The sequence below is a fragment of the Streptomyces sp. NPDC021356 genome (assembly GCF_040641015.1).
Taxonomy (GTDB): domain Bacteria; phylum Actinomycetota; class Actinomycetes; order Streptomycetales; family Streptomycetaceae; genus Streptomyces.
In genome coordinates, this window is sequence record NZ_JBFACU010000022.1 from 19008 (window position 1) to 42077 (window position 23070).

18 protein-coding genes and 1 pseudogene are annotated in these 23070 nt (G+C 72.9%); 13 read left to right on the forward strand and 6 right to left on the reverse strand.

Features of this window, described 5'->3' with window-relative positions; translation table 11 throughout:
- Positions 1-195 precede the first annotated feature (195 nt).
- The 6 genes from AB0G56_RS26925 (at position 196) to AB0G56_RS26950 (ending at position 6810) form a co-directional block, all read left to right on the forward strand.
- Positions 196-1116 (forward strand): GNAT family N-acetyltransferase, encoded by a 921-nt coding sequence (locus AB0G56_RS26925; protein ID WP_360973609.1) that lies wholly within the window; start codon positions 196-198, stop codon positions 1114-1116.
- Positions 1117-1307: 191 nt separating this feature from the next.
- The gene (locus AB0G56_RS26930; protein ID WP_360973611.1) at positions 1308-2558 is read left to right on the forward strand and encodes an ATP-grasp domain-containing protein; all 1251 of its coding nucleotides are present in this window, start codon (positions 1308-1310) and stop codon (positions 2556-2558) included.
- Positions 2555-3823, forward strand: coding sequence for an ATP-grasp domain-containing protein (locus AB0G56_RS26935; RefSeq protein WP_360973613.1), 1269 nt, complete (start codon positions 2555-2557; stop codon positions 3821-3823). Before AB0G56_RS26930 ends, AB0G56_RS26935 begins: the two co-directional genes overlap by 4 nt.
- 32 nt (positions 3824-3855) lie before the next feature.
- A complete protein-coding gene (epsC, locus tag AB0G56_RS26940; RefSeq protein ID WP_360973615.1) occupies positions 3856-4563 on the forward strand; it encodes a serine O-acetyltransferase EpsC in 708 nt (235 codons plus the stop codon).
- Positions 4564-4618: 55 nt separating this feature from the next.
- Positions 4619-5581, forward strand: a complete 963-nt coding sequence (locus AB0G56_RS26945; protein ID WP_360973617.1) for a cysteine synthase family protein — start codon at positions 4619-4621, stop codon at positions 5579-5581.
- Positions 5578-6810, forward strand: coding sequence for an ATP-grasp domain-containing protein (locus tag AB0G56_RS26950; RefSeq protein ID WP_360973619.1), 1233 nt, complete (start codon positions 5578-5580; stop codon positions 6808-6810). The genes AB0G56_RS26945 and AB0G56_RS26950 overlap by 4 nt, the downstream gene beginning before the upstream one ends.
- Positions 6811-6835: 25 nt before the next feature.
- Here the strand turns inward: AB0G56_RS26950 and AB0G56_RS26955 are convergent, their stop codons facing one another.
- Entirely contained in the window at positions 6836-8179 is a 1344-nt protein-coding gene (locus AB0G56_RS26955) for an MFS transporter (protein WP_360973621.1), read from the reverse strand.
- Between the two features lie 391 nt (positions 8180-8570).
- Here AB0G56_RS26955 and AB0G56_RS26960 point away from each other — a divergent pair, with 391 nt between their 5' ends.
- The 4 genes and pseudogenes from AB0G56_RS26960 (at position 8571) to cmdF (ending at position 12855) form a co-directional block, all read left to right on the forward strand.
- Entirely contained in the window at positions 8571-9842 is a 1272-nt protein-coding gene (locus tag AB0G56_RS26960) for a cytochrome P450 (RefSeq protein ID WP_360973623.1), read from the forward strand.
- Between the two features lie 107 nt (positions 9843-9949).
- Positions 9950-10573: pseudogene (locus AB0G56_RS26965) on the forward strand (reactive intermediate/imine deaminase); the annotation flags it as partial.
- A gap of 28 nt (positions 10574-10601) precedes the next feature.
- Entirely contained in the window at positions 10602-11165 is a 564-nt protein-coding gene (locus AB0G56_RS26970; RefSeq protein ID WP_360973625.1) for a hypothetical protein, read from the forward strand.
- Between the two features lie 76 nt (positions 11166-11241).
- Positions 11242-12855, forward strand: a complete 1614-nt coding sequence (gene cmdF, locus AB0G56_RS26975) for a tyrosine 2,3-aminomutase (RefSeq protein WP_360973627.1) — start codon at positions 11242-11244, stop codon at positions 12853-12855.
- Between the two features lie 75 nt (positions 12856-12930).
- Here the strand turns inward: cmdF and AB0G56_RS26980 are convergent, their stop codons facing one another.
- On the reverse strand, positions 12931-14505 hold the full coding sequence (locus AB0G56_RS26980) for an MFS transporter (protein ID WP_360973629.1): 1575 nt from the start codon (positions 14503-14505) through the stop codon (positions 12931-12933).
- A 284-nt stretch (positions 14506-14789) separates the two neighbouring features.
- Between AB0G56_RS26980 and AB0G56_RS26985 the strand changes: the two genes are divergently transcribed.
- Positions 14790-15230, forward strand: a complete 441-nt coding sequence (locus tag AB0G56_RS26985) for an enediyne antibiotic chromoprotein (RefSeq protein ID WP_360973631.1) — start codon at positions 14790-14792, stop codon at positions 15228-15230.
- A 160-nt stretch (positions 15231-15390) separates the two neighbouring features.
- Here the strand turns inward: AB0G56_RS26985 and AB0G56_RS26990 are convergent, their stop codons facing one another.
- Positions 15391-16776, reverse strand: coding sequence for an FAD-dependent oxidoreductase (locus AB0G56_RS26990; RefSeq protein ID WP_360973633.1), 1386 nt, complete (start codon positions 16774-16776; stop codon positions 15391-15393).
- Between the two features lie 71 nt (positions 16777-16847).
- Positions 16848-18392 (reverse strand): class I SAM-dependent methyltransferase, encoded by a 1545-nt coding sequence (locus tag AB0G56_RS26995; protein WP_360973635.1) that lies wholly within the window; start codon positions 18390-18392, stop codon positions 16848-16850.
- 283 nt (positions 18393-18675) lie between these two features.
- On the opposite strand from AB0G56_RS26995, the gene AB0G56_RS27000 reads away from it, so the two are divergent.
- On the forward strand, positions 18676-19845 hold the full coding sequence (locus AB0G56_RS27000) for an epoxide hydrolase family protein (RefSeq protein ID WP_360973637.1): 1170 nt from the start codon (positions 18676-18678) through the stop codon (positions 19843-19845).
- A 59-nt stretch (positions 19846-19904) separates the two neighbouring features.
- A complete protein-coding gene (locus AB0G56_RS27005) occupies positions 19905-21305 on the forward strand; it encodes an extracellular solute-binding protein (protein ID WP_360973639.1) in 1401 nt (466 codons plus the stop codon).
- 159 nt (positions 21306-21464) lie between these two features.
- Here AB0G56_RS27005 and AB0G56_RS27010 read toward each other — a convergent pair whose 3' ends face one another.
- Entirely contained in the window at positions 21465-21707 is a 243-nt protein-coding gene (locus tag AB0G56_RS27010; RefSeq protein WP_360973641.1) for a DUF6052 family protein, read from the reverse strand.
- Positions 21679-22986, reverse strand: a complete 1308-nt coding sequence (locus AB0G56_RS27015) for an AMP-binding protein (RefSeq protein WP_360973643.1) — start codon at positions 22984-22986, stop codon at positions 21679-21681. Before AB0G56_RS27015 ends, AB0G56_RS27010 begins: the two co-directional genes overlap by 29 nt.
- Between the last annotated feature and the right edge of the window lie 84 nt (positions 22987-23070).

A 23070-nucleotide genomic window follows, 5' to 3' on the forward strand; every position in this document is an offset into this window, starting at 1 on the left:
CGACCTCGGCAGCCCCGTCTCCGACGGCCCGGCCCGCACCGTCGCATGGTTCCGGGACGCTTCCGCTCCCGCCGAGGTGACCGTGGCCGAACTCGTCGGCTCCCCGCCCACGCCGACGCCTGCGACCGGGCGCCCGCGCCCCGAACGCTCCGGCCCGACCGCCGGACCCGAAACCCGCAGGAAGGGGCACGATCCATGACCCAGCAGGAAAGGTTCGCCGTCAGGCGTCCGGGCGACGTACCGCTTGAGAACCTGGTCGACCTGGTGCGCTCCTACGAGGAGCACATCACGGGAGTGGCCGGCTGCACCCGCGAGGACATCCTCCTGGAGGCCGGCCACCCGGGCTACGAGGAGAACGGCTGGTGCCTGACCGGCCCCGGCGGCCAGGTGTTCGGCTGGGCGGCGCTCACCGCGCACGGCACCACCCTGGACGCCGCGCTCACCGTTCGCCCCGGCCGGCACGCCGAGAGCGCGGCCCGCACCCTGCTGGCCCGGCTCCTGGACCGGGCCGACGAGCTCGGCGCGGAGCAGGGCAGGCCGTACGCCCTGACCGTCGGCGGTGTGCTCAGCGGTGACGAGGTGGTCCCGTCCATCCTGCAGGAGGCCGGGTTCGCCCCCGGTACCAGCGCGAGCCAGTACACGATCGACCTGACGGCCCCGCCGCTGCCGCCCGTGCTCCCCGAGGGGGGAAGCATCCGGCAGACGGGCCCGGACGATCTCGGCGCCCTGCACACCGTGCACCTCAACAGCCGCGGCAATAGCCCCAAGACCGAGGATCCGGCCCTGTTCGGCGCCCGCCTGCGGCGGTTGCAGGACGCGGGCGGCGCGGCCCTGCTGATGGAGGTCACCGGCCGGCCGACCGGCTACGTCCTGACCCGGGCCGTGGACGGCAAGGAGGGACGCGTGCTGGAGCTGGCGGTGGCCCCCGCCTTGCGGGGGCTGGGCATCGAGTACGCCCTGCTCACCGCCGGGCTCGCCGAACTGCGGGCCGTGGGTGTGACCCGCGCACGGGTCCTCCTGGACACCGGCGACCTGCACGACCCCGAATCGCTCGGGCGGGTCCTCACCGTCCAGGCCGCACACACCGTCACCCGCTTCCATCGCGCGGGCGACTGATCCGGCCGCACCGAGGCCCCCGGCCCGGGCCGCACCGGACGAGGACGGCGCTCCCGACCGAGTCCCGTCCCCCACGTCTGCCGCAAACGATACCGATCCTCCCCCGCCCCCGAAGCACTCGACGGGCAGTCGGCACTTCTTCGTGAAGTCCCCGCCCGGCCCCCCGCAGCTTCAGATCGGAGCCCCCTGCCATGACCCGCACCGGCGCATCCCGGCGCCTGCTGATGGTGATGCCGTACAGCCAGTTCGTCCGCAAGGCCGCCGAGGCGGGCTTCGAGGTCTGGGCGATCTGGGACCCCTCCCTGCGCGAGCGGGCGTACCTCGACGAGGTCGCCGCGCCCGCCCGGGAACTGCTGCTGACCGACTTCGGCGACGAGGCCGGCCTGCGCGCCCTGATCGCCGAGACGGTCCGCACCCACGACATCGGCACTGTGCTGCACCTGGGCGCGGAGGAGTCGATGCCCCCGGCCGTCGCGGAGGCCGACGCGCTCGGCGTCTCCCGCAACCCGGCCGCCGCGGTCACCGCCCTCAATGACAAGGCCGAAATGCGGGCGCTGCTCGCCGCGCACGGCCTGTCGCCGGTGCGTTCGCAGGTGGCCGAGACCACCGAGGAGGTCGCCACGGCCGTGTCCCGGCTGCCGCTGCCCGTCGTGGTCAAGCCGGCCCGTGCCTCCGGCAGCCGTGGCATCGCACTGGTCCGCGACGCCGACGACCTCCAGGAGTGGACCGCCCGCATCACCGAGGGTGCCCTCGCCGGCCCCTATCTGGTGGAGGAGTTCCTGGAGGGCCCCGAGTTCAGCGTCGAGACGCTGTCCGCGGACGGCGAGCACCACGTCATCGGCATCACCGCGAAGCAGACCACGGGCGCGCCGTTCTTCATCGAGACCGGGCACGTCCACCCCGCCCCGCTCGGCCCCGAGGAGCGGGCTGCCCTGCACGCGGTCGTCATCGGGCTGCTCGACCTGGCCGGCTACCGCTTCGGGCCCGCGCACACCGAGGTCGTCCTCACCGCGCAAGGCCCGCGCATCGTGGAGTCGCAGACCCGGCTGGGCGGCGACCGCATACCGCTGCTCATCGAGACCGCCTCCGACTACGACATCGAGGCCGCGATCTTCCGCACCCTGGCCGGGGAGCCCGTCGAGGCGCCCGTGCCCCGGCACACCGCCTCCGTCGGCTTCTTCTTCCTGCCCGCCGGACGCCTGGAGTCCGTCGAGGGCCTGGACGCCATCCGCGCGCTGCCCTACGTGCAGGCGCTGCACTTCCCGTTCCAGCCGGGCGACGAACTGCCGCCCACCACCACCTCGTTCACCCGCCACGGCTACGTCGTCGTCGACGCCGAGTCGCCCGCCGAGGCCCGGGCCCGCATCGCCCGGGTCCGCGGTCTGCTGCGCACCGACGTCCGCGAGGCCGCCCTGGCCGCACCCGAGGGAGTCCTTCGATGAGCACCCGCAAGACCGTGCTGCTGATCGGCGGCGTCGACGCCCATGTGGACCGCTTCACCGCGCTCGGCGTCAAGGTCGTCCTGATCCAGCACCCCGACAAGGTCACCGAGCATCAGACGCGCGCCGCCGACGTGCTGCTCGTCGTCGACTACACCGACTGGGACACCGTACGGCCGTTCGCCGAGGCGGCGCGTGCCGTGTACGGCATCGACACCGTGGTCTCGCTCACCGAGCCGGGGCTGAACCCGGCGAGTCGGCTCGGCGACCTGTTCGGGCTGACCGACGGCCGCCGCCACGAGGTGAGCCGCCGGATGCGCGACAAGTGGTTGATGCGGCGTCACCTCGCCGAGCGGGGACTGCCGGTGCCGCACACGGCCCGGGTCACCGACCGGGCGTCGCTGGACGCCTTCGGCGAGCGGGCCGGCTACCCCTTCATCGTCAAGCCGGTCTCCACGACCGCCGGGTTCGGCCTGCTGCGCGCACACGGCCCGCGGGACCTGGACCGGGTGTGGGCGCGGGTGCGGGAGCTGGACGGCGGGCGCACCGACCGCGGCTCGACGATGTTCACCGTCGACGGCTTCCTGATGGAGTCCTACATCGACGGGCCCGAGTTCAGCGTCGAGGCACTCAGCTTCGCCGGCCGGCACGTCGTCGTCGCCGTCACCGAGAAGCTGACCGACGACGGTCACTTCGCCGAGCTCGGCCACGCCGTACCCGCCCGGCTGACCGGCACCGACCGGCAGCGGCTGACCGGCGCGGTCGAGGAGTTCCTGACCGCCATGGGCGTCACCGACGGCCCCAGCCACACCGAGATCCGGCTGTCCTCGCGCGGGCCGGTGGTCATCGAGTCCCACAACCGGCTCGGCGGCGGCCACATCGTCGAGATGGTGGAGGCGGCGTACGGCATCGACATGATCGCCTACGGCGCGGCCTGGCCCCTCGGGCTCACCGAGCCGCTCGCAAAGCCGCCGGCCGCGCGGGGTGCGGCGGTCATGCGGGCCGTGGTGCGCGAGCCGGGCACCGTCACCGCCGTGAGCGGCGTGGAGGAGGTCCGGGCCCGGCCAGACGTACTGACGGCTCAGGTCTCCGTGAACCCGGGCGACACCGTGCGGCCGCTCGGCGACAACTGGGACCGGCTCGGCAGCGTCGTCGTCACCGCTGCCGACACCGACACCGCGGTGGAGCTGTGCGAGCACCTGGTACGCGACGGGATCCGGATCGACGTCGAGCCCGAGCCGGCCCACGTACCCGCCCGGGCCGCCTGAGCGGCGTACCACCGCCGGAAGGAGTCGGCACCATGTCCGAAGAGCATTCGCTGCTGCGCACCCTGGGCGAGGACCTCGACGTCGTCGTCGCCCGCGACCCGTCCCTGTCCGGCCGGCTGGAGGCTCTCGGCCACACCGGGCTGTCCGCCGTGTGGACGCACCGTGTGGCCCACCGGCTGTACCGGCGACGGCTGCGCACGGCCGCGCGGTTCCTCGCCCGGATCGCCCGCCGCCGTACCGGCGTCGAGATCCATCCCGGCGCGGTGCTGGGCCGCCGGGTCTTCATCGACCACGGCGCGTCCGTGGTGATCGGGCAGACGGCCGTCGTCGGCGACGACGTGACGATCTACCAGCAGGTGACGCTGGGCGCGGTGGGGTGGTGGACGGACAACCACCGCCCGCCGGGCGCCCGGCGGCACCCGGTCGTCGGCGACGGGGTGATCCTCGGCGCGAACGCGACTGTGCTGGGTCCCGTGACCATCGGCGACCACGCTCTGATCGGCGCCATGGCCACCGTCACCGAGGACCTGCCGCCCGGGGCGCGGGTGTACGCGCCGCGCTCGGTCGTCCGGCCCGGCCCTGGCCTGCGTCCGGTCCCGGACACCGGGACCGGCCCCGGAACCACACCCGGCGCCGCCCAGGGCCCCGCCCCTGCCGACGGGCCCGACGCCACCTCCGACGCCACACCCGGCACCCCCTCCGACGCCGTACGGCTGCTCGCCTCGGCGGGTTCCTGGTGACCGTGCGCCCTCCGCCCCACCCCTCTCCCCTCCCCCTCCACCCAGGAGTTGGTCCATGACCACCGCCCCACCCGCGGCGCCCGCCGCCCGGCGCGTCGCCGCCGGCCTGGAAGAACTCATCGGAAACACACCCCTGCTCCGCCTCAACGTGCCCGGCGCCGCGCCCGGCACCGAGGTCCTCGCCAAGCTGGAGTCCGCCAACCCCTTCTCCAGCAGCAAGGACCGCGCCGCTCTCGCCATGCTCGGCGGCGCCGAGCTGCGCGGCGAGCTGACCCCCGGCGGCACCGTGGTGGAATCCACGTCCGGCAACACCGGTATCGCCCTGGCCGCGCTGTGCGCCCTGCGCGGCTACCGCTGCGTCGTCGTCCTGCCCGACAGCGCGACACCGGAGCGGGTGGGGCTGCTGACGGCGCTGGGCGCCCAGGTCGTGCAGACCCCGAGCGCCGAGGGGTTCGCCGGCGCCATCGCCAGGGCCGAGGAGATCCAGGCCGCCACCCCCGGCGCCTGGTACATGCGCCAGCACGAGAACCCCGACAACGTCCGGGCGCACTACGAGAGCACCGGACCGGAGATCTGGGCGGACACCGCCGGCCAGGTGGACGTCCTGGTCGCGGGCGTCGGCACCGGCGGCACCCTCACCGGTGCCGGCCGCTTCCTGCGCGAGCGCAATCCCCGCCTGGAGGTCGTCGCCGTGGAGCCGGAGGGCTCGCCGGTCCTCTCCCGCGGCTACGCCGGCACCCACTGCATCCCCGGCCTGAACGGTGGCTTCGTCTCCCCCACCACGGACGTCGCGCTCATCGACCGGGTGCTCACCTGCTCCGATGAAGCGGCCCGGCGGGCCTCGCGGGCGCTGACCCGGGAGCAAGCCGTGTTCGCCGGGCTCTCTTCCGGTGCCGCCGTGTACGCGGCGACACTCCTGGCCCGGGACCCCGCCTACGCGGGCCGAACGATCGTCGCCGTCCTGCCCGACACCGGCGAACGGTACGTCAGTATCTGGAACGAAGGGACCTTTACATGACCACGCTCGTGCTGCACCGCGGTTCGCTGCGCGCCAACCCCTACGAGCAGTGGCTGGCCGACCACGGCGAAAAGCTCGTCCTGCTGGGCTCGGCCGCGCAGCTGGCCCTGTTCGGCGAGGAACTTCCCACCGGGGCGCCGTACCTGCACGCCGAGGTGCTCGACGACTACGACACCGGCCCGCACGTCCTCGAACGGGCCGCCGAGCTCGTCGAGGAGTTCGGTGTCACGGATGTCGTCGCCTGCCAGGAGTTCGACATCGAACGAGCGGCCGTCCTGCGCGAGCGCTACGGCCTGCCCGGCCAGCGGCCCGACTCCGCGCGGGTGTACCGGGACAAGTGGGAGATGAAGCAGGCCGCGGTGCGGGCCGGGATTCCGGTCGCCGACCACGCGCTGCTGCGCTCGGCCGCCGAACTGGAGGCCTTCGCCGACCGGCATGGGTTCCCCGTCGTGCTCAAGCCCCGCAAGGGCGCGCTGTCTGTCGGGGTGGCCGTGCTGCGCACCCGGGAGGAACTCCGGGACCGTTTGGAGGAGGTGGAGCTGTTCGACGCGGACGGCAGTCCGCAGTGGCTGGCCGAGGCGTTCGTCGAGGGTTCCATGTGCCACATCGACGGCACGGTCCTGGACGGCCGGATCGCCACGCTGTGGCCGTCGCAGTACCAGTACGCGCTGGCCGACTTCCGGGACCGCAAGGGCCGTGTGGACATCGCCCTGGACCTCGCCGACCCGCTGGCCCGCCGGCTCGTCGCGTTCGGCGAGCGGGTGCTGGAGGCGTTCGAAGGGCCGGAGAACTTCGCCTTCCACATCGAGGTGTTCCACACCACCGGCGGCGACCTCGTGCTGTGCGAGGCGGCCTCCCGGGCGGGCGGCGCCGGGGTGCGGGACGTGCAGCGGGTGCTGTACGGCTTCGACCCGATGGAGTACCCGGTGCGCCGCCAGCTGGGCCTGCCCGTGGCGGCCGGCGAGCGCCGGGACCCAGAACGTCTCGCGGGCCAGCTGCTGTTCACCAAGCGGCCGGGGGTGCTGCGGGCACTGCCGGACCCGGCGACGCTGCCGCCGGGCGTCGTGAAGTACACGACGTACGCCGAGGTCGGCCGGCGCGTCCCGGACGCCTCGCACTCCGGTGACTTCCTCGCCGCGTTCGTCATCGCCGGCGCGGACCGGGCGGAGACGGAGGCCCGGATCCGGGTCGCGCAGACGTGGTTCCTGGCGGGGCTGGACATGGGCTGACGCCCGTGGCTGCTCCGTGCCCTGGCTACTGCGTGCCGTGCCGCCGCAGAACGGCGACCAGACGGCCGGCGAGGACCACGGCGAGCGCGGCGATCGCGACCTCCGCGACCAGAGCCGACGTGTAGCGCAACGGCAGTGCGGGCGAGGACGGGTAGAGGACGATGCCGACGACGGCGATGCCGAGCGCCGCGGCGAGCTGCTGCGTGGTCGCCAGGACGCCGGCTCCGGCTCCCGCATCCTTCGGGGGCACTCTGCTCATCACGGCCCCGGTCAGCAGCGGGACGATCAGGCCGTTGCCGAGTCCGTACACGGCCATGCCCGTGAGCAGAACAGCCATCGATGCGCTGTCGCCCCTGATGGCGGCGGCGGCCGGTCCCGCGGTGAGACCGAGCGCGATCAGCGCGGCGGCGAGGACGAGGACCCGCTCGCCGAATCGCGTCCGCAGCGGGACGGCGAACCGCGAGCCGACGGCGATGGCGACGGCGGCGGGCGTGAACGTGAGCCCCGCCTCGGCGGAGCTGAGCCCGGCCTCGTCCTGCAGGTACACGGCGAGGACGACGGCGAAGGGCACGCTGGCCATGTAGAGCGCGAAGTTGAGCAGGACTCCGTGCACGAACGCGGGCACGGAGAACAGGTCCACCGGCAGCAGCGCCGGCCGTCCCCGGCGCAGCCCGGCGCGCTGGTTGCGTACGAACACGGCCGCGAGGGCGCATCCCGCCGCGCACGGCACCACACCGGTGGGCAGGAACGGCCACTGCCGGACGGCGGCGAGCGGCAGCAGCACCAGCGCCGCGGACACCGCGCTGAGCACCGCGCCCGTCACGTCGGCCCCCTGTCCCGCGAGGGCCGGCCGGTCGGCGGGCAGGGTGGCGGGCAGCAGCAGGAACACCGCCACGCAGAGCGGTACGGCCACGAGGAAGACCGGGCGCCAGCCGAGGCCGAACACGTCCCAGGCGGGCAGTGCACCGCCGAGGATCTGGCCGAGCACCATGCCGAGGCTCATCGACACCGCGAACCAGGACAGCGCCCTGGGCTGCTCGGTGGGCGGGAACTGGGTCCGGATCAGGGCCAGTACCTGGGGCTGGAGCACCGCGGCGGCGGCGCCCTGGGCGAGCCGGGCCGCGATGAGCGTGCCGGGCGAGCAGGCGAGTGCGCAGCCCAGGGTGGTCAGCGCGAACACGGCGATTCCGGCCCGGTACATGCGCCGCCGTCCGAACAGGTCGCCGAGCCGACCGCCGGTGATCAGTCCGAGTCCGTAGACCAGTCCGTATCCGCCCACCACCGCCTGGAACTCGAACGGCGTCAGCCGGAACGACTGGTTGATGGACGGCGCCGCGAGGTTCACACAGAACTGGTCGAACAGCGGCAAGAAGGGTCCGACCAGCAGGAGTACCAGCGCCGGCCGGCTGCGCGGCCGGGGCCGTGGCGGTACGGGGCCCTGCTTCCGCCGCGCTCGTGTTCCTCGAACCGGGCCGCGGACTGCCGCTCGACGAGTTCCGCCATGTCTGCCTGTCCCCTCCAGCATGTCCTGCGGGACATCACACGAGCAGCACGCGGTCCACGGCAAGCGGACCTGGCGGAGTCGCCGCGGCCCGTCGCAGCCCGTGCAGGCTTGCGCAACTCGCCGTGGACGCGGTCCGGACAGGCCGCACATTCTTCCGACGCAAGCAGACGCAAGCAGACGCAAGCAGACGCAAGCAGACGCAAGCAGACGCAAGCAGACGCAGAAAGACTGTGCGAGGGAAGGCGGTCGTTCGGCGATGCACCTGTCCACCGAGGACGAAGTCGTCCACGACGAGGCCCGCTCCCTCGTGCTGCGGTTCCTGAGCGGCGAGGTCCACGTCGACCCGTATCCCGTGCTGAACCGTATCCGGGAGACGGGACCGGTGTGGCTCGACGAGGGCGTGGTCGTCCTGTCGTCACACGCGCACTGCGCCGACGCCCTGCGAAGGGGCACCCGGCTGCCGGCCGCCGTCGGCGTCTGCCCGGTCCCCTCGGCCAGGCTGCGTCCGGTGCTGGACCGCGTCCTGGGCCCGGAAGCGCTGGCGGACCTCGCGCCCTTCGTACGCTCCTTCGTCGACGACCGTCTGGACTCGGTGGCGGCCCGGGGCCGTCTCGAGGTGGTCAGCGACCTGGCGCATCCGGTGCCCATGGCCGTCCTGTCCCGCCTGCTGGGTCTTCCGGCCGATGACGCCCCATGGCTGCACCGGCGGGTCACGGCGCTCGGCGCCGCCCTCGACCTGCCGCCGGCCGGCACCGAGAACCCGGCACGCCTGGCCGAGCTCCGGTGGACCGAGACCGAACTCGAGGCCTACCTCGCCGAGGCGGTCCGCGACCGGCGGCGCCGGGCGGACGCCGACGATCTTCCGGCGCGGCTGATCGGCGGTGAGCACGGAGACCGGCTCACCGACGCCGAAGCCGCGTCGGTCGGGCGGTTCCTGCTCGTCTCCGGCTACGAGACCACCGCCGCTCTGGTCTCGTGCGGTGTGCTGGCGCTGCTGCGAGCCCCGCACGAGATCGACGCGCTGCGCCGCGACCCCTCCCGTGCGGCGCGTCTGGTGGAGGAGACCCTCCGTTTCGACCCGCCGGTGCAGGTCGTCCGGCGGCTGGCCGGCACCGACCTCGACCTGTGCGGCACGCGCGTACCGCGGGGCACCGTGATGGTGCTGCTGCTCGCCGCGGCCCATCGCGACCCGGCGCTCACTGCGGCCCCCGATGTCCTCGCTCCGGAAGGCTCGTCGCCGCATCCGGCGTTCGGCGCGAATCCGCACCACTGCCCCGGGACGCCACTGGCCCGGCTGATCGCGCGAACCGTGCTCATGCGCTTCGCGCAGCGCGTCGCCGGCGCGCGGTTCGCCCTCGGCAGCACCTCCTACCGGCCCTCCGCGGTGCTGCGCGGACTGCGCGCGCTGTGGGTGGACGCGGACGGCTTCGCCGCCCGGGACCTGCCCTGGCAGCCGGCCGACGCCCAGCAGCCCGACCTTCGACCGACCGCCCATGCCGCGCGCTGCGCGGCGGGAAGGACATCGTGACAGTCACGCGCCCGGGCACGACCAGGACGACGGCCCTGGACTGCATCTTCGTGAGGCCCGGCGACGACGTACGGGCCCGCACGGGCGGCCGGCACGTGCTCGGCAGGGTGACCTACGGCCACGGGGGCGGGCCACCCCTGCTTCTCGACGGTGCTCCACTGGCCCGGATCGCCATGGCCGGCGTGGATGCCGAGCGGATCACCGAGGTGTGGACCACCGACCGGCCGGTGCGCCGCGGCCGGGACGGCGATCTGGTGTACGCCGAGGACAGCGAGCACTTCCTGTGCGCGGTACGTGTCGAGGAGCAGGGCGTCTACCGCGACACCGTGCGATCGGTGTACGAGGCGGCGTTCGCGCTGATGTGCCGGCTCGGCTACACGGAGCCGGTGCGCATGTGGAATCTCGGGGGGGACATCACCGGCCCCAACGGCGAGGGTATGGAGAACTACCGGGACTTCTGCGTGGGCCGCGCCCAGGCGTTCGAGTCCTGGTCGGACCGGATCGCGGGCATGCCCGCGGCCACCGGCATCGGCTCCCTGCGCCCCGGCATCGACATGTACTTCCTCGCCTGCCGCACCGGCCGGCCCCGGCACCTGGAGAATCCGCGCCAGACCCCGGCGCACCGGTATCCGCACCGGTACGGGCCGAAGTCGCCGAGTTTCGCCCGCGCCACGCTCCTCGAGCCGGCCGACGGCACCCGGCCGGTCCTGTATGTGTCGGGTACGGCCAGCATCATCGGCGACGACACCGTCCATCACGGTGACATCGGGCGTCAGTGCGCCGTCACATTCGGGGGTCGTCGACGAGGTCGGCCGGCCGGTCCCGGCAGGTGTCGAGGGCCGGGTGGAGGTGTCCGGGCCGACCATCGGTCTGCCGGTCCCGCACGGTGGGGACGCCCCTGTCCGGCTCGGTCCGGACGCCTGGTTCACCACCAGCGACGCCGCCACCATGGACGCCGACGGGTTCGTCCGGGTCTACGGGCGGCTCGACGACGTGGAGATCGTCGCCGGCATCAACGTCCATCCGACGGAGATCGAGGACCGGCTGATGGCGCACCCGGCCGTCGAGGAGGCCGCGGTGTGCGCGGTGCGGCGGGACACCGGCGTCACGGTGCTGCGCGCCTACGCCGTCCTGCGCCACGCCGTGGACGGCGCGGCCGGCCAGAGCCTGCGCGAAGAACTCCTGGACGCCTGCCGCTCGTCGCTGACCTGGTACAAGGTGCCGCAGGACATCACCTTCGTCACCCGGCTGCCGCGCAATCCGACGGGAAAGCTGCAGCGCCGCGCCATCCGCGCGCTCGCCGCCGAGGACGCCCTGCGCTGACCTCGGGCACCGGCTCCCACTCCCTCACGGTCACCTCGCCCGTTCCCTCGCCCCGCCTATGCCTGGAGTGAAAGCGTTGACCTCAGTCGAGACTTCCACCGCCCCCGTCTCCTTCGACGGCCAGAGCCTCACCATCGACGCCGTCCGGCGCGTCGCCGAAGAGGGGGCACAGGCAGCCGTCGCTCCCGAGGCGGTCGCCAAGACCCTGCGCAGCCGGGCGATGCTAGAGGAGCTGGCCGGGCAGAACGTCCCCATCTACGGCGTCACCACCGGGTACGGCGAGATGATCTGCATGCAGGTCGACAAGTCGAAGGAAGTCGAGCTGCAGACCAACCTGGTGCGCAGTCACTGCGCCGGAGTGGGCCCGTTGTTCGCCGAGGACGAGGCACGCGCCATCGTGGCGGCCCGTCTCAACACCCTCGCCAAGGGGCACTCGGCGGTGCGCCCGGAGATCCTCGAACGCCTGGCCCTCTACCTGAACCGGGGCATCGTCCCGGCCATCCCAGAGATCGGCTCGCTGGGCGCCAGCGGCGACCTCGTACCGCTGTCGCACCTGGCGAGCACGCTGATCGGCGAGGGGTACGTGCTCCGGGACGGCCGGCGGATGGAGACGGCGAAGGTACTGCGCGAGCAGGGCATCGAGCCGCTGCGGCTGCGGTTCAAGGAAGGGCTCGCGCTGATCAACGGCACGTCGGCGATGACGGGTCTCGGCTCGCTGGTCGTGGAGCGCGCGCTGGCCCAGACCCGGCAGGCCGAGCTGGTCTCGGGCCTGCTCAACGACGTCCTGCGCGGCTCGGCGAGTCCGTTCCTCGCAGAGGGACACGACGTGGCGCGGCCGCACCGCGGGCAGATCGACTCGGCCGCCAACATGCGGGCCCTGCTGGCCGGCAGCCGGCTGATCGCCGAGCACGCGGAGCTGCGCAGGCAGGTGCAGGACGTCAAGGAGGAAGGCCAGGACGTCCAGCGCACCGACACCTACCTCCAGAAGGCGTACACGCTGCGGGCCGTCCCGCAGATCCTCGGCGCCGTGCGCGACACCCTCTACCACGCGCAGGACAAGCTGGAGATCGAGCTCAACTCGGCCAACGACAACCCGCTGTTCTTCGAGGGCGAGGAGATCTTCCACGGCGCCAACTTCCACGGCCAGCCGATCGCCTTCGCCCTGGACTTCGTCACCATCGCCCTGACCCAGCTCGGTGTGCTCGCCGAGCGTCAGCTCAACCGGCTGCTGAACCGTCATCTCAGCTACGGCCTGCCCGAGTTCCTGGTGGCCGCGAATCCGGGCCTGAACTGCGGGTTCGCCGGCGCCCAGTACCCCGCGACGGCGCTGGTCGCGGAGAACCGGACGATCGGGCCGGCCTCCACCCAGTCGGTGCCGTCCAACGGTGACAACCAGGACGTGGTGAGCATGGGCCTGATCGCGGGCCGCAACGCCCGCCGGGTGCTGGGCAACAACAACCGCATCCTCGCGGTGGAGTTCCTCGCCGCCGCCCAGGCGGTGGACGTCTCCCGACGCTACGAGGATCTGAGCCCGGCCTCCCAGGCGACGTACGACGCGGTGCGGTCGCTGGTGCCGGCGCTGGGCGTGGACCGGTACATGGCGGACGACATCGAGCTCGTCGCGGCGGCGCTGTCGCGGGGCGAGTTCCTCACCGCGCTCGCCAGGTACACCGGGATCGAGCTGCGCTGAGCTGCACGGGAACGCCGAGCGCCGCCGGTCGACCTCCTCGGTCGTCCGGCGGCGCTCGTCGTGCGGGTGCCTGGGTCAGGCCGCGAGGATCTTCTCCTCGGCGGACTCGGCGTCGGCCGGGGCCTGTTCCTGGCCGATCGGCGGGACGTGCCGCATCAGCACCACGAAGAACACGCCCGCGACGGCGATCAGGCCGGCGGCGACGGCGGAGACGGTGTGGATGCCGCCGGTGAAGGCGACGCGGACCGGCTCCATCAGCGTGTCGGCGATCTTGTCGGGCAGGCTCTGCGCGGCGGCCGCGGCACCGGAGACGCTGTCGCGGGCGGCGTCGGCCGCTTGTGCGGGGACACCGGAGGGCACCGCGGAGTGGATCTGGTCCCGGTAGACGGCCAGGCCCACGGTGCCCAGGGTCGCGACGCCGAGGGCGGCGCCGAACTCGTTGCTGATCTGGGAGAGGGCGCCGGCCGAACCGGCCTTCTCCGGCGGGACGGTGCCGACGACCATGTTGGTGCCGAGCGCGACCAGCGGGGCGCCGCAGAAGGAGAACACCGCGAAGCCGACGACGAGGGTGGACGTACCGGAGTCGGCGCCCAGCTGGGAGAAGGTGAGAAGGACGGCGACCACGCCGACCAGGCCGGCGCCGATGACGTAGGCCGGGCGCACCTTGCGGGCGATGATCGGGCAGACCATGAAGGAGACGGTGGCCGCCGCCATGCCCGGGAGCAGGCCGAGACCGGAGTCGAGCGGGCTCATGCGCTGGGCGGCCTGGAAGTACTGCGTCATCAGCAGCATGACCGTGCCGCCGATGAGGCTGTAGGCGAGCAGGCCCAGCAGCGAGGCGCTGAACCGGCCGTGCCGGAAGAGGGTCACGTCGAGCAGCGGGGCCGTCAGCATGCGCTGGCGGCGGACGAAGAGCGTGCCGAGGACGACGCCGGCGACGATGGCGGCGACGGGCAGCGGGCTCCAGCCGTTGCGGGCCAGGTCCTTGATGCCGTAGATGACCGGGATGGTGGTGCCCAGGTTGAGGGCGACGCTCGGCAGGTCGATGCGGCCGGCTTCGGGGTTGGCGGACTCGGGCAGGACCCTCGGGCCCGTGATCAGCAGCAGGAGCATCACCGGCACACCCATGAGGAAGAGCGAGCCCCACCAGAAGTGCTCGAGCATGACGCCGCCGAGCATGGGTCCGATGATGGCGCCGAGGGTGAAGCAGCTGGCCCACAGGCCGATGGCGGTGGCCCGCTGCTTCTCGTCCTTGAACATGGTGGAGATCAGCGCGAGGGTGGACGGGCTGATGGCGGCGCCGGCGATCCCCAGCAGCACCCGGGCGGCGATCAGCATGCCGGGGCTGGTGGCGAATGCGGCGAGCAAGGAGGCGGCGCCGAAGGCCGCTCCGCCCATCAGCAGCAGTTTGCGGCGGCCGATGCGGTCACCGAGGGTGCCCATGGGCACCAGGAAGCCGGCGACCATGAAGCCGTAGATGTCCATGATCCACAGTTGCTGATTGCTGTCCGCGTCGAGGTCCGCGCTCAGATGCGGCAGCGCGAGCAGCAGTACGAAAACGTCGAGGGCGACGAGCAGGGTGGGCAGGGCGAGGATTCCCAGCCCGATCCACTCCTTCCGCCCGGCCTTGGGAGCACCGCCTGCAGTCATGTGCGTGTTCTTCCCGTCGTCGTGTGTGGTGGGGGCTGAAGGCGTCGTCGTCGCGCGGACAGGCGAGGCCCGTCCCCGAGCGTCCCGCGCGGGGCGGGCCGTCCGCATCTCGCAGAATGCCCTTCTGCGCTGGGATCCGAGTCGGTTTCATGAAGCAACCTCGAAGATGCCGGCAGTGATCACCGGAACCTAATGTCATTGGTGGACACCGGGAAACGGCCCCGAGAACAGCCCCGATTCCCACTGTCCTTCTGTCCCTCACACCGACATGGAGTTCCACGATCATGACTGTCAAGAACAAGCTCGGCCTCGTCACCCGTCTCGGCGCCGTCGCCGCCGTCGCCGCCGGCCTGGCTGTCGCCGTCCAGCCGTCCGCCATGGCCGCCTCGCCGGTGGTCTCGGTCTCCCCGGCGAGCGGTCTCGCGGACGGCCAGCAGGTGGCCGTCACCGCGTCCGGCCTGACCCCGAACACCGTGTTCCACGTCGGTCAGTGCGCGTTCGTGGAGCCGACCAAGTACGGCTGTGACGCCAGCACTTCGAAGGACGTCACTTCGGACGCGCAGGGCAAGGTGAACACGACGCTGGTCGTGCACAGCTCCTTCCAGGCGGTCGTGGGCGCCGACCGCCAGGTCTGGGGCACGGTCGACGCCAAGACCACCCAGACCCAGGTCGGCCTGGGCAGCGACGCCGGCGAGGGCGGCGGCCAGATCGTCTCCTTCAAGTAGTCCGGTCCCCGCTGCGGCACATCCTTGCGAAGTCACCAGAACCACGCCTGGACCCCCGGCAGACCTGCCGGGGGTCCAGGCGTGGTTCCGGGCTCCGCAGCGTGCACGACCGACGGCGCGGGCCCACAGGGGTCCACGCCGTCGGTCGTGCAGCCAGGCCTCAGCCGACCGCGGCCGCTCCGGGCGCGATGTCGCCGGCGAAGCGCCGGCGCGGGTCGATCCGGGCCCGGACCCGGTCCACGGCGGCCGCGGCACCGGCGTCGAGATGGCCCTGCGGCCGGTCCGCCCCCTCGACCAGGGACGGCACCGTACGGCCCGTGTTCCAGGGCTCCAGCGCGGCCCGGACGACGGCGCAGTGCTTCTCCAGGTCCGCCGGGGTGACCGGCCCGAACGGGGGGCCCGACCCCATGTAGGCGTAGGCCGCGTCCACCTGGTTCAGCACGCCGCCACGGGGGTCTGCGTCGGCGAACGCCCCGCCGAGCTGGCGCAGCGTCGCCACCACGAGCGGCGAGCCGGAGTTCTCGCCGCACACGCCGAGGAACGCGTCCACCGCGTCGTCGCCGAGGTCCGCCAGGAGCAGGTGGTCGCCGATGAACGGGACCGGGTCCGCCGGGTCCATGTGGGCGTCGAGCACGCCGGCGGCGTCGGTGAGCGCCCAGGTGTCCATGAGCGGTTCGGCGATGCCGCGCAGGGGTGCGAGCAGGTCCTCGGCGTCGTGTCGGGCGTCGGCCACGTCGTCCGCCGTCGCGGCGAACACCGCGCCGTCGACGCAGATCACCGGCCCGGCGGCGAGCGCGGGGGGGACGCCGGGGACCGGCGGGAGGTTCATCACGCGCAGCGAGGTGGTCGCCCGGCGCGGCGCGGCGGCGGCCCAGTCGCGCCATGCGGTGAGCAGCGGGCGGGCGTGGGCGGCGGACCAGTAGGTGCCGCCGGTGACCACTTTCGCCACGGGGAACAGCTCGAACTCGACGGCGGTGACGACACCGAAGCCGCCTCCGCCGCCACGCAGGGCCCACAGCAGATCGGGGTCGCTGTCGGCGTCTGCGCGGACCGACTCCCCGTCGGCGGTGACGAGTTCGACCGCGAGTACGCTGTTGGCGGCCAGTCCGGTGTGCCGGCCGTAGTAGCTGACGCCGCCGCCGAGCAGGTAGCCGACGACACCGACGTGGGCGGCCGAGCCGTGCGCTGCGGTCAGTCCGTGGGGTGCCGCCGCCGCGACGACCTCGCCCCATGTCGTGCCGGCCGGGACCCGGGCGATCCGGCGCTCGGCGTCGACGACGACGCCGCCGTCCAGGCGGGTGCGGACGAGCAGCCCGCCGTCGACGGCCGGCCGGGCGCCGGAGGCGTGACCGGTGGTGTGCACACGGACGGGCAGGCCGAGGGTGGCGGCCTCGCGTACGGCGGCGCGGACCTCGGCCACGCTGCGGGCGATCACGGCCCGTTCGGGCCGTGCCGGTGCCGCGAGATTGAAGACGGCCGTGGCCTCGTCGTAGGCGGCCGTGCCGGGCGCGGCGAAGACCGTTCGTGGGACGTCGTGCCGGTTCATGTCGGCGTCTGTTCCTTCCGTGCGTCCGGGCGCGCTGGGCGCCGGTGCTCGCTGTGTCGGCTTGCCGGGTGTCAGTGCTCGCGCACGGCTGTGAGGAACACGAACGTGCCCGGTCCGCTCTCCTCGCGGATCGTGAAGCCGGCGTCGGTCAGCCAGCGCTTGACCTCGTCGCGGTCGAACAGCTGCAGGCCGCCCTGGTGCTGCGGGAACCGGTGCGCGGACTGGAAGTAGCGGTAGACCGGGTCGTCGGAGCGGCGGAAGGTCATCAGGGTGAAGGTGCCGCCCGGCCGCAGCACGCGGCCGACCTCGGCGATCGCCGCGCCGGCGTCGGCGTAGAAGGCCTGGAGGGCGTTCCAGCACACGACGGCGCCCAGGGAGGCGTCCTCGAAGGGGAGTTCCGCGGCGGAGGCCAGCACGGACGGCACCTCGGGCAGCCGGCCGCGCAGCACGTTGAGCATGGGCAGCGCGGCGTCGACGGCGATGAGCCGCTCGGTGCCGACCGTCTCGGCGATCACGGCGGTCCAGCGTCCGGCGCCGGCTCCCAGGTCGAGGACGGGTCCGTCGACGGGCCGCACGTGCTCGGCGATGTAGCGGTCCTCGTCCTGCGGGGTGACGGTGCCGCCCCAGTTGGCCCCGGACACCCGCAGGAAGGCGGGGCGGGCGACGGCCTCGTAGAACAGGCCCATGCTGGGTACCCGGGACAGCTTCTCCAGGAAGTCGGCGGAGGCGTCGCCCTCCTGCTCGGGCGCGGGCGCGGTCAGGTCGAGGATGCCGCCGGCCACCGGGTAGCGGGCGGCGCAGCCGGCGCAGCGCAGGGCGCCGTCGTGGGAGGCGAGGGAGCCCCGGCAGGCGGGGCAGCGCAGGGCGCCGAGGTGCTCGGCGAACAGGGCCGCGTCGGCGACGGGGGCGCGGACGTCGCGGCGTTCGGGCAGCGGCTCGGCGGGCAGGTTGCGCGGCTCGCCATGGCACACCGCCCAGTACGCGCGGGCGCCGGTGCAGCCGAGGACCGTACGGGTGTCGTTCTCCCAGTTGGCGACGAGCTGCTGCGGCGTCAGTTCCTTGATCCAGCTCTGGTCGAAGGCGCGCTCGTCCGCGTTCAGGGTCCACGCCGAGGGCGAGGGCCACACCCGGCCGAGGTCCGGGTGGTCCACGTCGAGCGCGCTCAGCGACCGGTCCAGGCGGGAGAGGTCCTCCGCCTCCAGGTCGAGCGCCGCGGCCACCGAGAGGATGCGCTCGCGGTCGCCGGGGAAGTGGGAGAGCAGGTACAGCAGGGCGAGGGTGAGCGGTGTGCCTATGCCCTCGGTGGCGAGCAGGTCGAGGTAGCGGCCGAGGTGGGCGCGTACGGCGCGGGTGAGTTCGCCGTCCAGGTCCGGGTAGTCCGACTCGGCGAGCAGGCCCAGCAGGACGGCCAGGTGACCCTTGCGGTCGGTGGCGGCGTGCTCCAGGGCGGCGACGAGCGAGGGCACCGCGGCGAGGGCGTCCGTGCTCGCCGTGCCGTCGTCCCACAGGGAGTCCACCAGCGCACGGTAGGCCGTGGGCACCTCGTCCGGCGCGGTGCGTACGAACGCATCGGCGAGGCCGACGGCGGCGGGGGCGGGGGCGGGGGAAACGGTCATCTGGGTGTCCTTCCTGGGTCGGTGCGGCGGGCGCCGGCGCCGCGCGCGATGCGCCACGCTGTCAGCGGGCGCGCGGGCGCCGCATCTTCCTGGCTGCGCTCCTGCGCCGCGGGCCGGGGCGGCGTGCGGGTGCAGCAATCCGCAAGATGCGGGCGGCTCCAAGGGCGGCGGACGATACGGCTGGGCGCTGCGGGTCCGGGAGCCGAATCCCGCCCGGTTGCGAGCCCGTACGTTCCCCTCGACCGACGACCGCCTCGCGGTTCAGCCCTTTGACGGAGCGCTCATGCACCCCTTCCGCATCGACATCCCGCAGGATCGGCTCGACGACCTGCACCGCCGTCTGGACGCGACGCGCTGGCCGGACGAGTTGCCCGGCGTCGGCTGGGACCGCGGGGTGCCGCTGGGCTACCTCAAGGAGCTCGTCGCGTACTGGCGCACTTCGTTCGACTGGCGTGCCGCGGAGGCCCAGCTGAACGCGCACCCGCAGTTCACCGAGGAGATCGACGGTGCCGACGTGCACTTCCTGCACGTGCGCTCCCCCGAGCCGGACGCCACGCCGCTGCTGCTCACGCACGGCTGGCCGGGCTCCGTCGCCGAGTTCCTGGACGTGATCGGGCCGCTGACCGACCCGCGCGCGCACGGCGCCGACCCGGCGGACGCCTTCCACCTGGTGATCCCGTCGATCCCGGGCTACGGGTTCTCCTCGCTGACCGAGACCGGATGGGACACCCCGCGGATCGCTCGCGCCTGGGCCGAGCTGATGGCCCGTCTGGGCTACGACCGCTACGTCGCCCAGGGCGGCGACGCCGGTGCGGTGATCTCCCTGGAGCTGGGCCGCATCGACCCCGAGCACGTCGTCGGCGTGCACGTGAACATGCTGATGACGTTCCCCTCCGGCGACCCCGCCGAGCTGGCCGCCCTCGACGAGCGCGACCAGGCGCGCCTGGGCAAGCTGGCCCGCTTCGACGCGGAGCTGTCCGGCTACATGAAGCTGCAGCAGACCCGCCCGCAGACGCTGGCGTACGCGCTCACCGACTCTCCGGTGGGCCAGCTGGCCTGGATCGTGGAGAAGTTCCTGGACTGGACGGGTGCGACGGAGCTGCCCGAGGAAGCCGTCGACCGCGACCGTCTGCTCACGAACGTGACGATCTACTGGCTGACGGCGACCGCGGGTTCGTCGGCCCAGTTCTACTACGAGGGCGCGGCCGGCGTGCGCGCCGCGGCGGCCGGTGCCGTACCGCCGCCGCTGACGGTGCCGGTGGGCGTCGCCGTCTTCCCGGACGACATCTTCGTGCCCATCCGCAGCCTCGCCGACCGGGACCTGCCCACCATCACGCACTGGACGGAGTTCGAGCAGGGCGGCCACTTCGCCGCACTGGAACAGCCCGCCGCCCTCAGCGGTGACATCCGGGCCTTCGCCCGCGCGCTGCGCCCCGCGGCCGTGACGGCCTGACGGCGCGAACGCCCACGACCCGGTTCGAGTACGACCGACCAAGAGAGACGAGGCACCGCATGACCGCCAGGACCGTGATCGACGTCTGGGTGGCCGACCTGACGTTCCCCGGCTACATGGACCGGCTCCACCGGCTCGGAGCGGAGTTCGAGAAGGCACACCCCGAGTACCGGATCAACATCGAGGGCCGTGACTTCCGGCTGCTGTCGCAGCAGATCGCCGAGGCGGCGGCGCAAGGCCGTCCGCCGGCCGTCGCGGAGTACTACTTCGCCGTCACCCAGGCGGCCCGTGACTCGCGCGCCGCCGACGGGAAGCCGCTGTTCACCTCGGTGCAGAAGGCGATCGCGGGCCGCAGCGAGATCCTCGGCGAGCCGGTGGTCGTCGACGACATCCTCCCGGCCGTGCGCGAGTACTACTCGGTGGACGGGGACCTCACCTCGATGCCGGCCGTGGTCACCGCCATGCTCCTCTACGGCAACCAGACGGTCCTCGACAAGGCAGGCATCGGCTCGCTGCCCACGACGTGGGGCGGGATAGAGGCGGCCTGCGAGGCGGTGGCGGCTCTGGAGAGCGGCCCGTCGCACGGTGTCACCTGGTCCAACCACGGGCTGTTCTTCCAGCAGGCGCTCGCGGTGCAGGGCGGCGAACTGGCCGACAACGCCAACGGCCGCGCGGGCCGGGCCACCCGTCTGGACCTGTCGTCGAAGGAGATGCTCACCTGGGCCGAGTGGTGGCAGACGCTGCACAGCAGGGGCCACTACCTCTACACCGGGAAGATCCCGGACTGGGAGGGCAACATCAAGGCGTTCGCCGACCAGGACGTGGCGCTGCGTATCACTTCGTCCAACGACCTCAACTACATGGCGATGGCCGCTGAGAACGCGGGCTTCGAGATGAGCGTCGGCCGCTTCCCCGGCCGTGAGGGCGAGGCGTACGGCGGCAACATCATCGCGGGCACCTCGCTGTGGCTGGCGAACGGCCTCGACGAGGTCACCCAGGACGGTGCGCTGGCCTTCATGCAGTTCCTGAACAACCCGCGCAACGCCGCCGACCGGCACATCGCCTCCAGCTTCGTCCCGGTCACCCGCTCCTCCTACCGGCTGCTGGAGGACGAGGGCTGGTTCGACGCCAACCCCTACCACCGGCTGGCCAGCGCGCAGCTCGGCTCCTACGCCGAGGGCGAGGGCGTGCCACCGTGCCGCGGCGCCCTGTTCGGCGACTTCGCCGGCGCCCAGGACGTCATGACCCGGGCCATGGACGACGTGCTGCAGCGCGGTGCCGGCCTCGCCGAGCGGTTCGCCGAGGCCACGGTGGAGGCGCAGGGACTGCTCGACGCCTACGAGAAGGACCGCGTCGACAACGGCGTGCGCGACCCGCAGAGCCTGCGCGTGGAGTACTTCCGCGACGCGGAGGCCTACACCGGCGCCCAGCTGGAGGACGCGGTGAAGGGCTCGAAGTAGCCTGCGGAAACGGAAAGGAGAGGGGGCGGACCGTCCGGTCCGCCCCCTCTCCCGGCTTCTGCGCCGGCGCGGAACGCCGAAAGACGCCCACGGCACGGCGCGGCTCCCCGAGGACGAGGGGGAGCGTCCACGGGGAGCCGCTGGTGGGGCGTCGCCGGCTCAGGCCGCCGCGAGGTCCGGGGCGGTCGGCGGGGCCTGGTACCAGGCGGTCGACGCCGGGCGGTAGTAGTCGTCCAGCTCCATCGCCTGGCCGTCAAGGGCGACGCGCAGTTCGGCGAGGGCGCCGCGCAGGGCGGCCTGGACCGACGGAACCCGGCAGGTGCCGTAGAGGTCCGTCAGGGTGCGGTAGCTCTCCAGGAGCCTGTCCCGCTGCTCAGGCGTGAGCGAGGTGTCGTTCGTCATGAAGTCGTGCCGCCTTCCACTTGGTTCGGGGCAGGCTGCCCGGCGGGGCGAGCTCCACCTGGGGCCGGATGCCGATCTCGCGCTTGAACTCGCCGGCGATGCGCGCGCAGAGGGCCTGCGCTGCCTCTCCCGAGATGCCGCCCGCCTCGGCCTGGACGTGGACGGTGTCGAGCCCGCGCACGGTACGGATGGACGAGCGGAATTCGGTGACCTCGGGGAAGGAGCGCAGGACGTCCTCGATCATCACGGGGGTCACCGACACGCCCCGGATCTTGCGCATGTCGTCGACGCGACGCAGGATGCCGCCGTCGAGGAAGTCCCAGGTTCGGCCGCAACCGCACTCGCTGTAGGGCCGTTTGACGACGATGTCCTCGGTCCAGTGGCGGAAGAGCTGCATGCTCTCGCGCCACAGGCCGGTGGTGACGCGGACGCCTTCCTCGCCGTAGCCCACCGGCTGCCTCGTCTCGGGGTGCAGTACCTCCTCGATGACGGTGGGCTCGATGATGTGGCAGGCGTTGCGCCGCGAGGGGCACTCGAACATGAACACCGCGCCGAACTCGGTGGTGCCCGCGGCGTTGAACATGCGGGCGCCGAAGGCCTGTTCGATGGTGTGGGTGGTGAAGTCCGAGCGCGGTTCCGCCCCCGCCAGGATGATCTGCACGTTGGCGTCGCGGGCGAGGTCCACGCCCATCTCGCCCGCCGTCTCGATCAGCCGCATGGCATAGCTCGGCGTGAGACCGAGGACCTCGATGCCGTAGTCGACGAGCAGCCGGACCACGGTGCGGGAGTCCAGGCCGCCGGCCGGGACGACGGTGCACCCGATGCGTTCCAGGGCGTAGTGCATGCCCCAGAAGCCGGCGAACAGGCCGTATCCGAAGGACACCAGGCCCTTGTGGTGGCTGCGCACGCCGTTGTTGTAGAGAGCGGTGCAGAACGTGTCGGTGATCCACTTCCAGTCGCGTTCGGTGTCGAACGTGCGCACCGGGGGGTTGCCGCTGGTGCCGCTGGTCTGGTGGTGGCGCACACCGAGCGCCGGGTCGAGCGAGGGCCAGGTGCCGTACGGCGGCGCCGCCTGCTGGGCGGCGAGGAGGTCGGCCTTGTACAGCAGGGGCATCCGCTCGGTGTAGTCGGCCATCGAGGTGATGCCGTCCGGGATCCGTTCGGCCCAGAAGGGTGAACTGTGCCGGGCGTGGTCCAGGGCGCGCCGCAGCCGGCGCCACTGCCACCGCTCGAGGTCCTCGCGGGGCATCGTCTCCGCTGTGCCGTTCCAGTACTCCACGTCGCCTCCGGGATGCGTGACTCCGACCCGTTGAGCCCATCATGTGCGCGGCGGGACACGCATCTCGATCCGTGCCCCCTTCTC

What these genes read in the sequence shown, in the direction of transcription:
- AB0G56_RS26925 (WP_360973609.1), top strand. Translation starts at nt 196, where the DNA reads ATGACCCAGCAGGAAAGGTTCGCCGTCAGGCGTCCGGGCGACGTACCG.
- AB0G56_RS26930 (WP_360973611.1), top strand. Translation starts at nt 1,308, where the DNA reads ATGACCCGCACCGGCGCATCCCGGCGCCTGCTGATGGTGATGCCGTAC.
- AB0G56_RS26935 (WP_360973613.1), top strand. Translation starts at nt 2,555, where the DNA reads ATGAGCACCCGCAAGACCGTGCTGCTGATCGGCGGCGTCGACGCCCAT.
- epsC (WP_360973615.1), top strand. Translation starts at nt 3,856, where the DNA reads ATGTCCGAAGAGCATTCGCTGCTGCGCACCCTGGGCGAGGACCTCGAC.
- AB0G56_RS26945 (WP_360973617.1), top strand. Translation starts at nt 4,619, where the DNA reads ATGACCACCGCCCCACCCGCGGCGCCCGCCGCCCGGCGCGTCGCCGCC.
- AB0G56_RS26950 (WP_360973619.1), top strand. Translation starts at nt 5,578, where the DNA reads ATGACCACGCTCGTGCTGCACCGCGGTTCGCTGCGCGCCAACCCCTAC.
- AB0G56_RS26960 (WP_360973623.1), top strand. Translation starts at nt 8,571, where the DNA reads ATGCACCTGTCCACCGAGGACGAAGTCGTCCACGACGAGGCCCGCTCC.
- AB0G56_RS26980 (WP_360973629.1), bottom strand. Translation starts at nt 14,505, where the DNA reads ATGACTGCAGGCGGTGCTCCCAAGGCCGGGCGGAAGGAGTGGATCGGG.
- AB0G56_RS26985 (WP_360973631.1), top strand. Translation starts at nt 14,790, where the DNA reads ATGACTGTCAAGAACAAGCTCGGCCTCGTCACCCGTCTCGGCGCCGTC.
- AB0G56_RS26990 (WP_360973633.1), bottom strand. Translation starts at nt 16,776, where the DNA reads ATGAACCGGCACGACGTCCCACGAACGGTCTTCGCCGCGCCCGGCACG.
- AB0G56_RS26995 (WP_360973635.1), bottom strand. Translation starts at nt 18,392, where the DNA reads ATGACCGTTTCCCCCGCCCCCGCCCCCGCCGCCGTCGGCCTCGCCGAT.
- AB0G56_RS27000 (WP_360973637.1), top strand. Translation starts at nt 18,676, where the DNA reads ATGCACCCCTTCCGCATCGACATCCCGCAGGATCGGCTCGACGACCTG.
- AB0G56_RS27005 (WP_360973639.1), top strand. Translation starts at nt 19,905, where the DNA reads ATGACCGCCAGGACCGTGATCGACGTCTGGGTGGCCGACCTGACGTTC.
- AB0G56_RS27010 (WP_360973641.1), bottom strand. Translation starts at nt 21,707, where the DNA reads ATGACGAACGACACCTCGCTCACGCCTGAGCAGCGGGACAGGCTCCTG.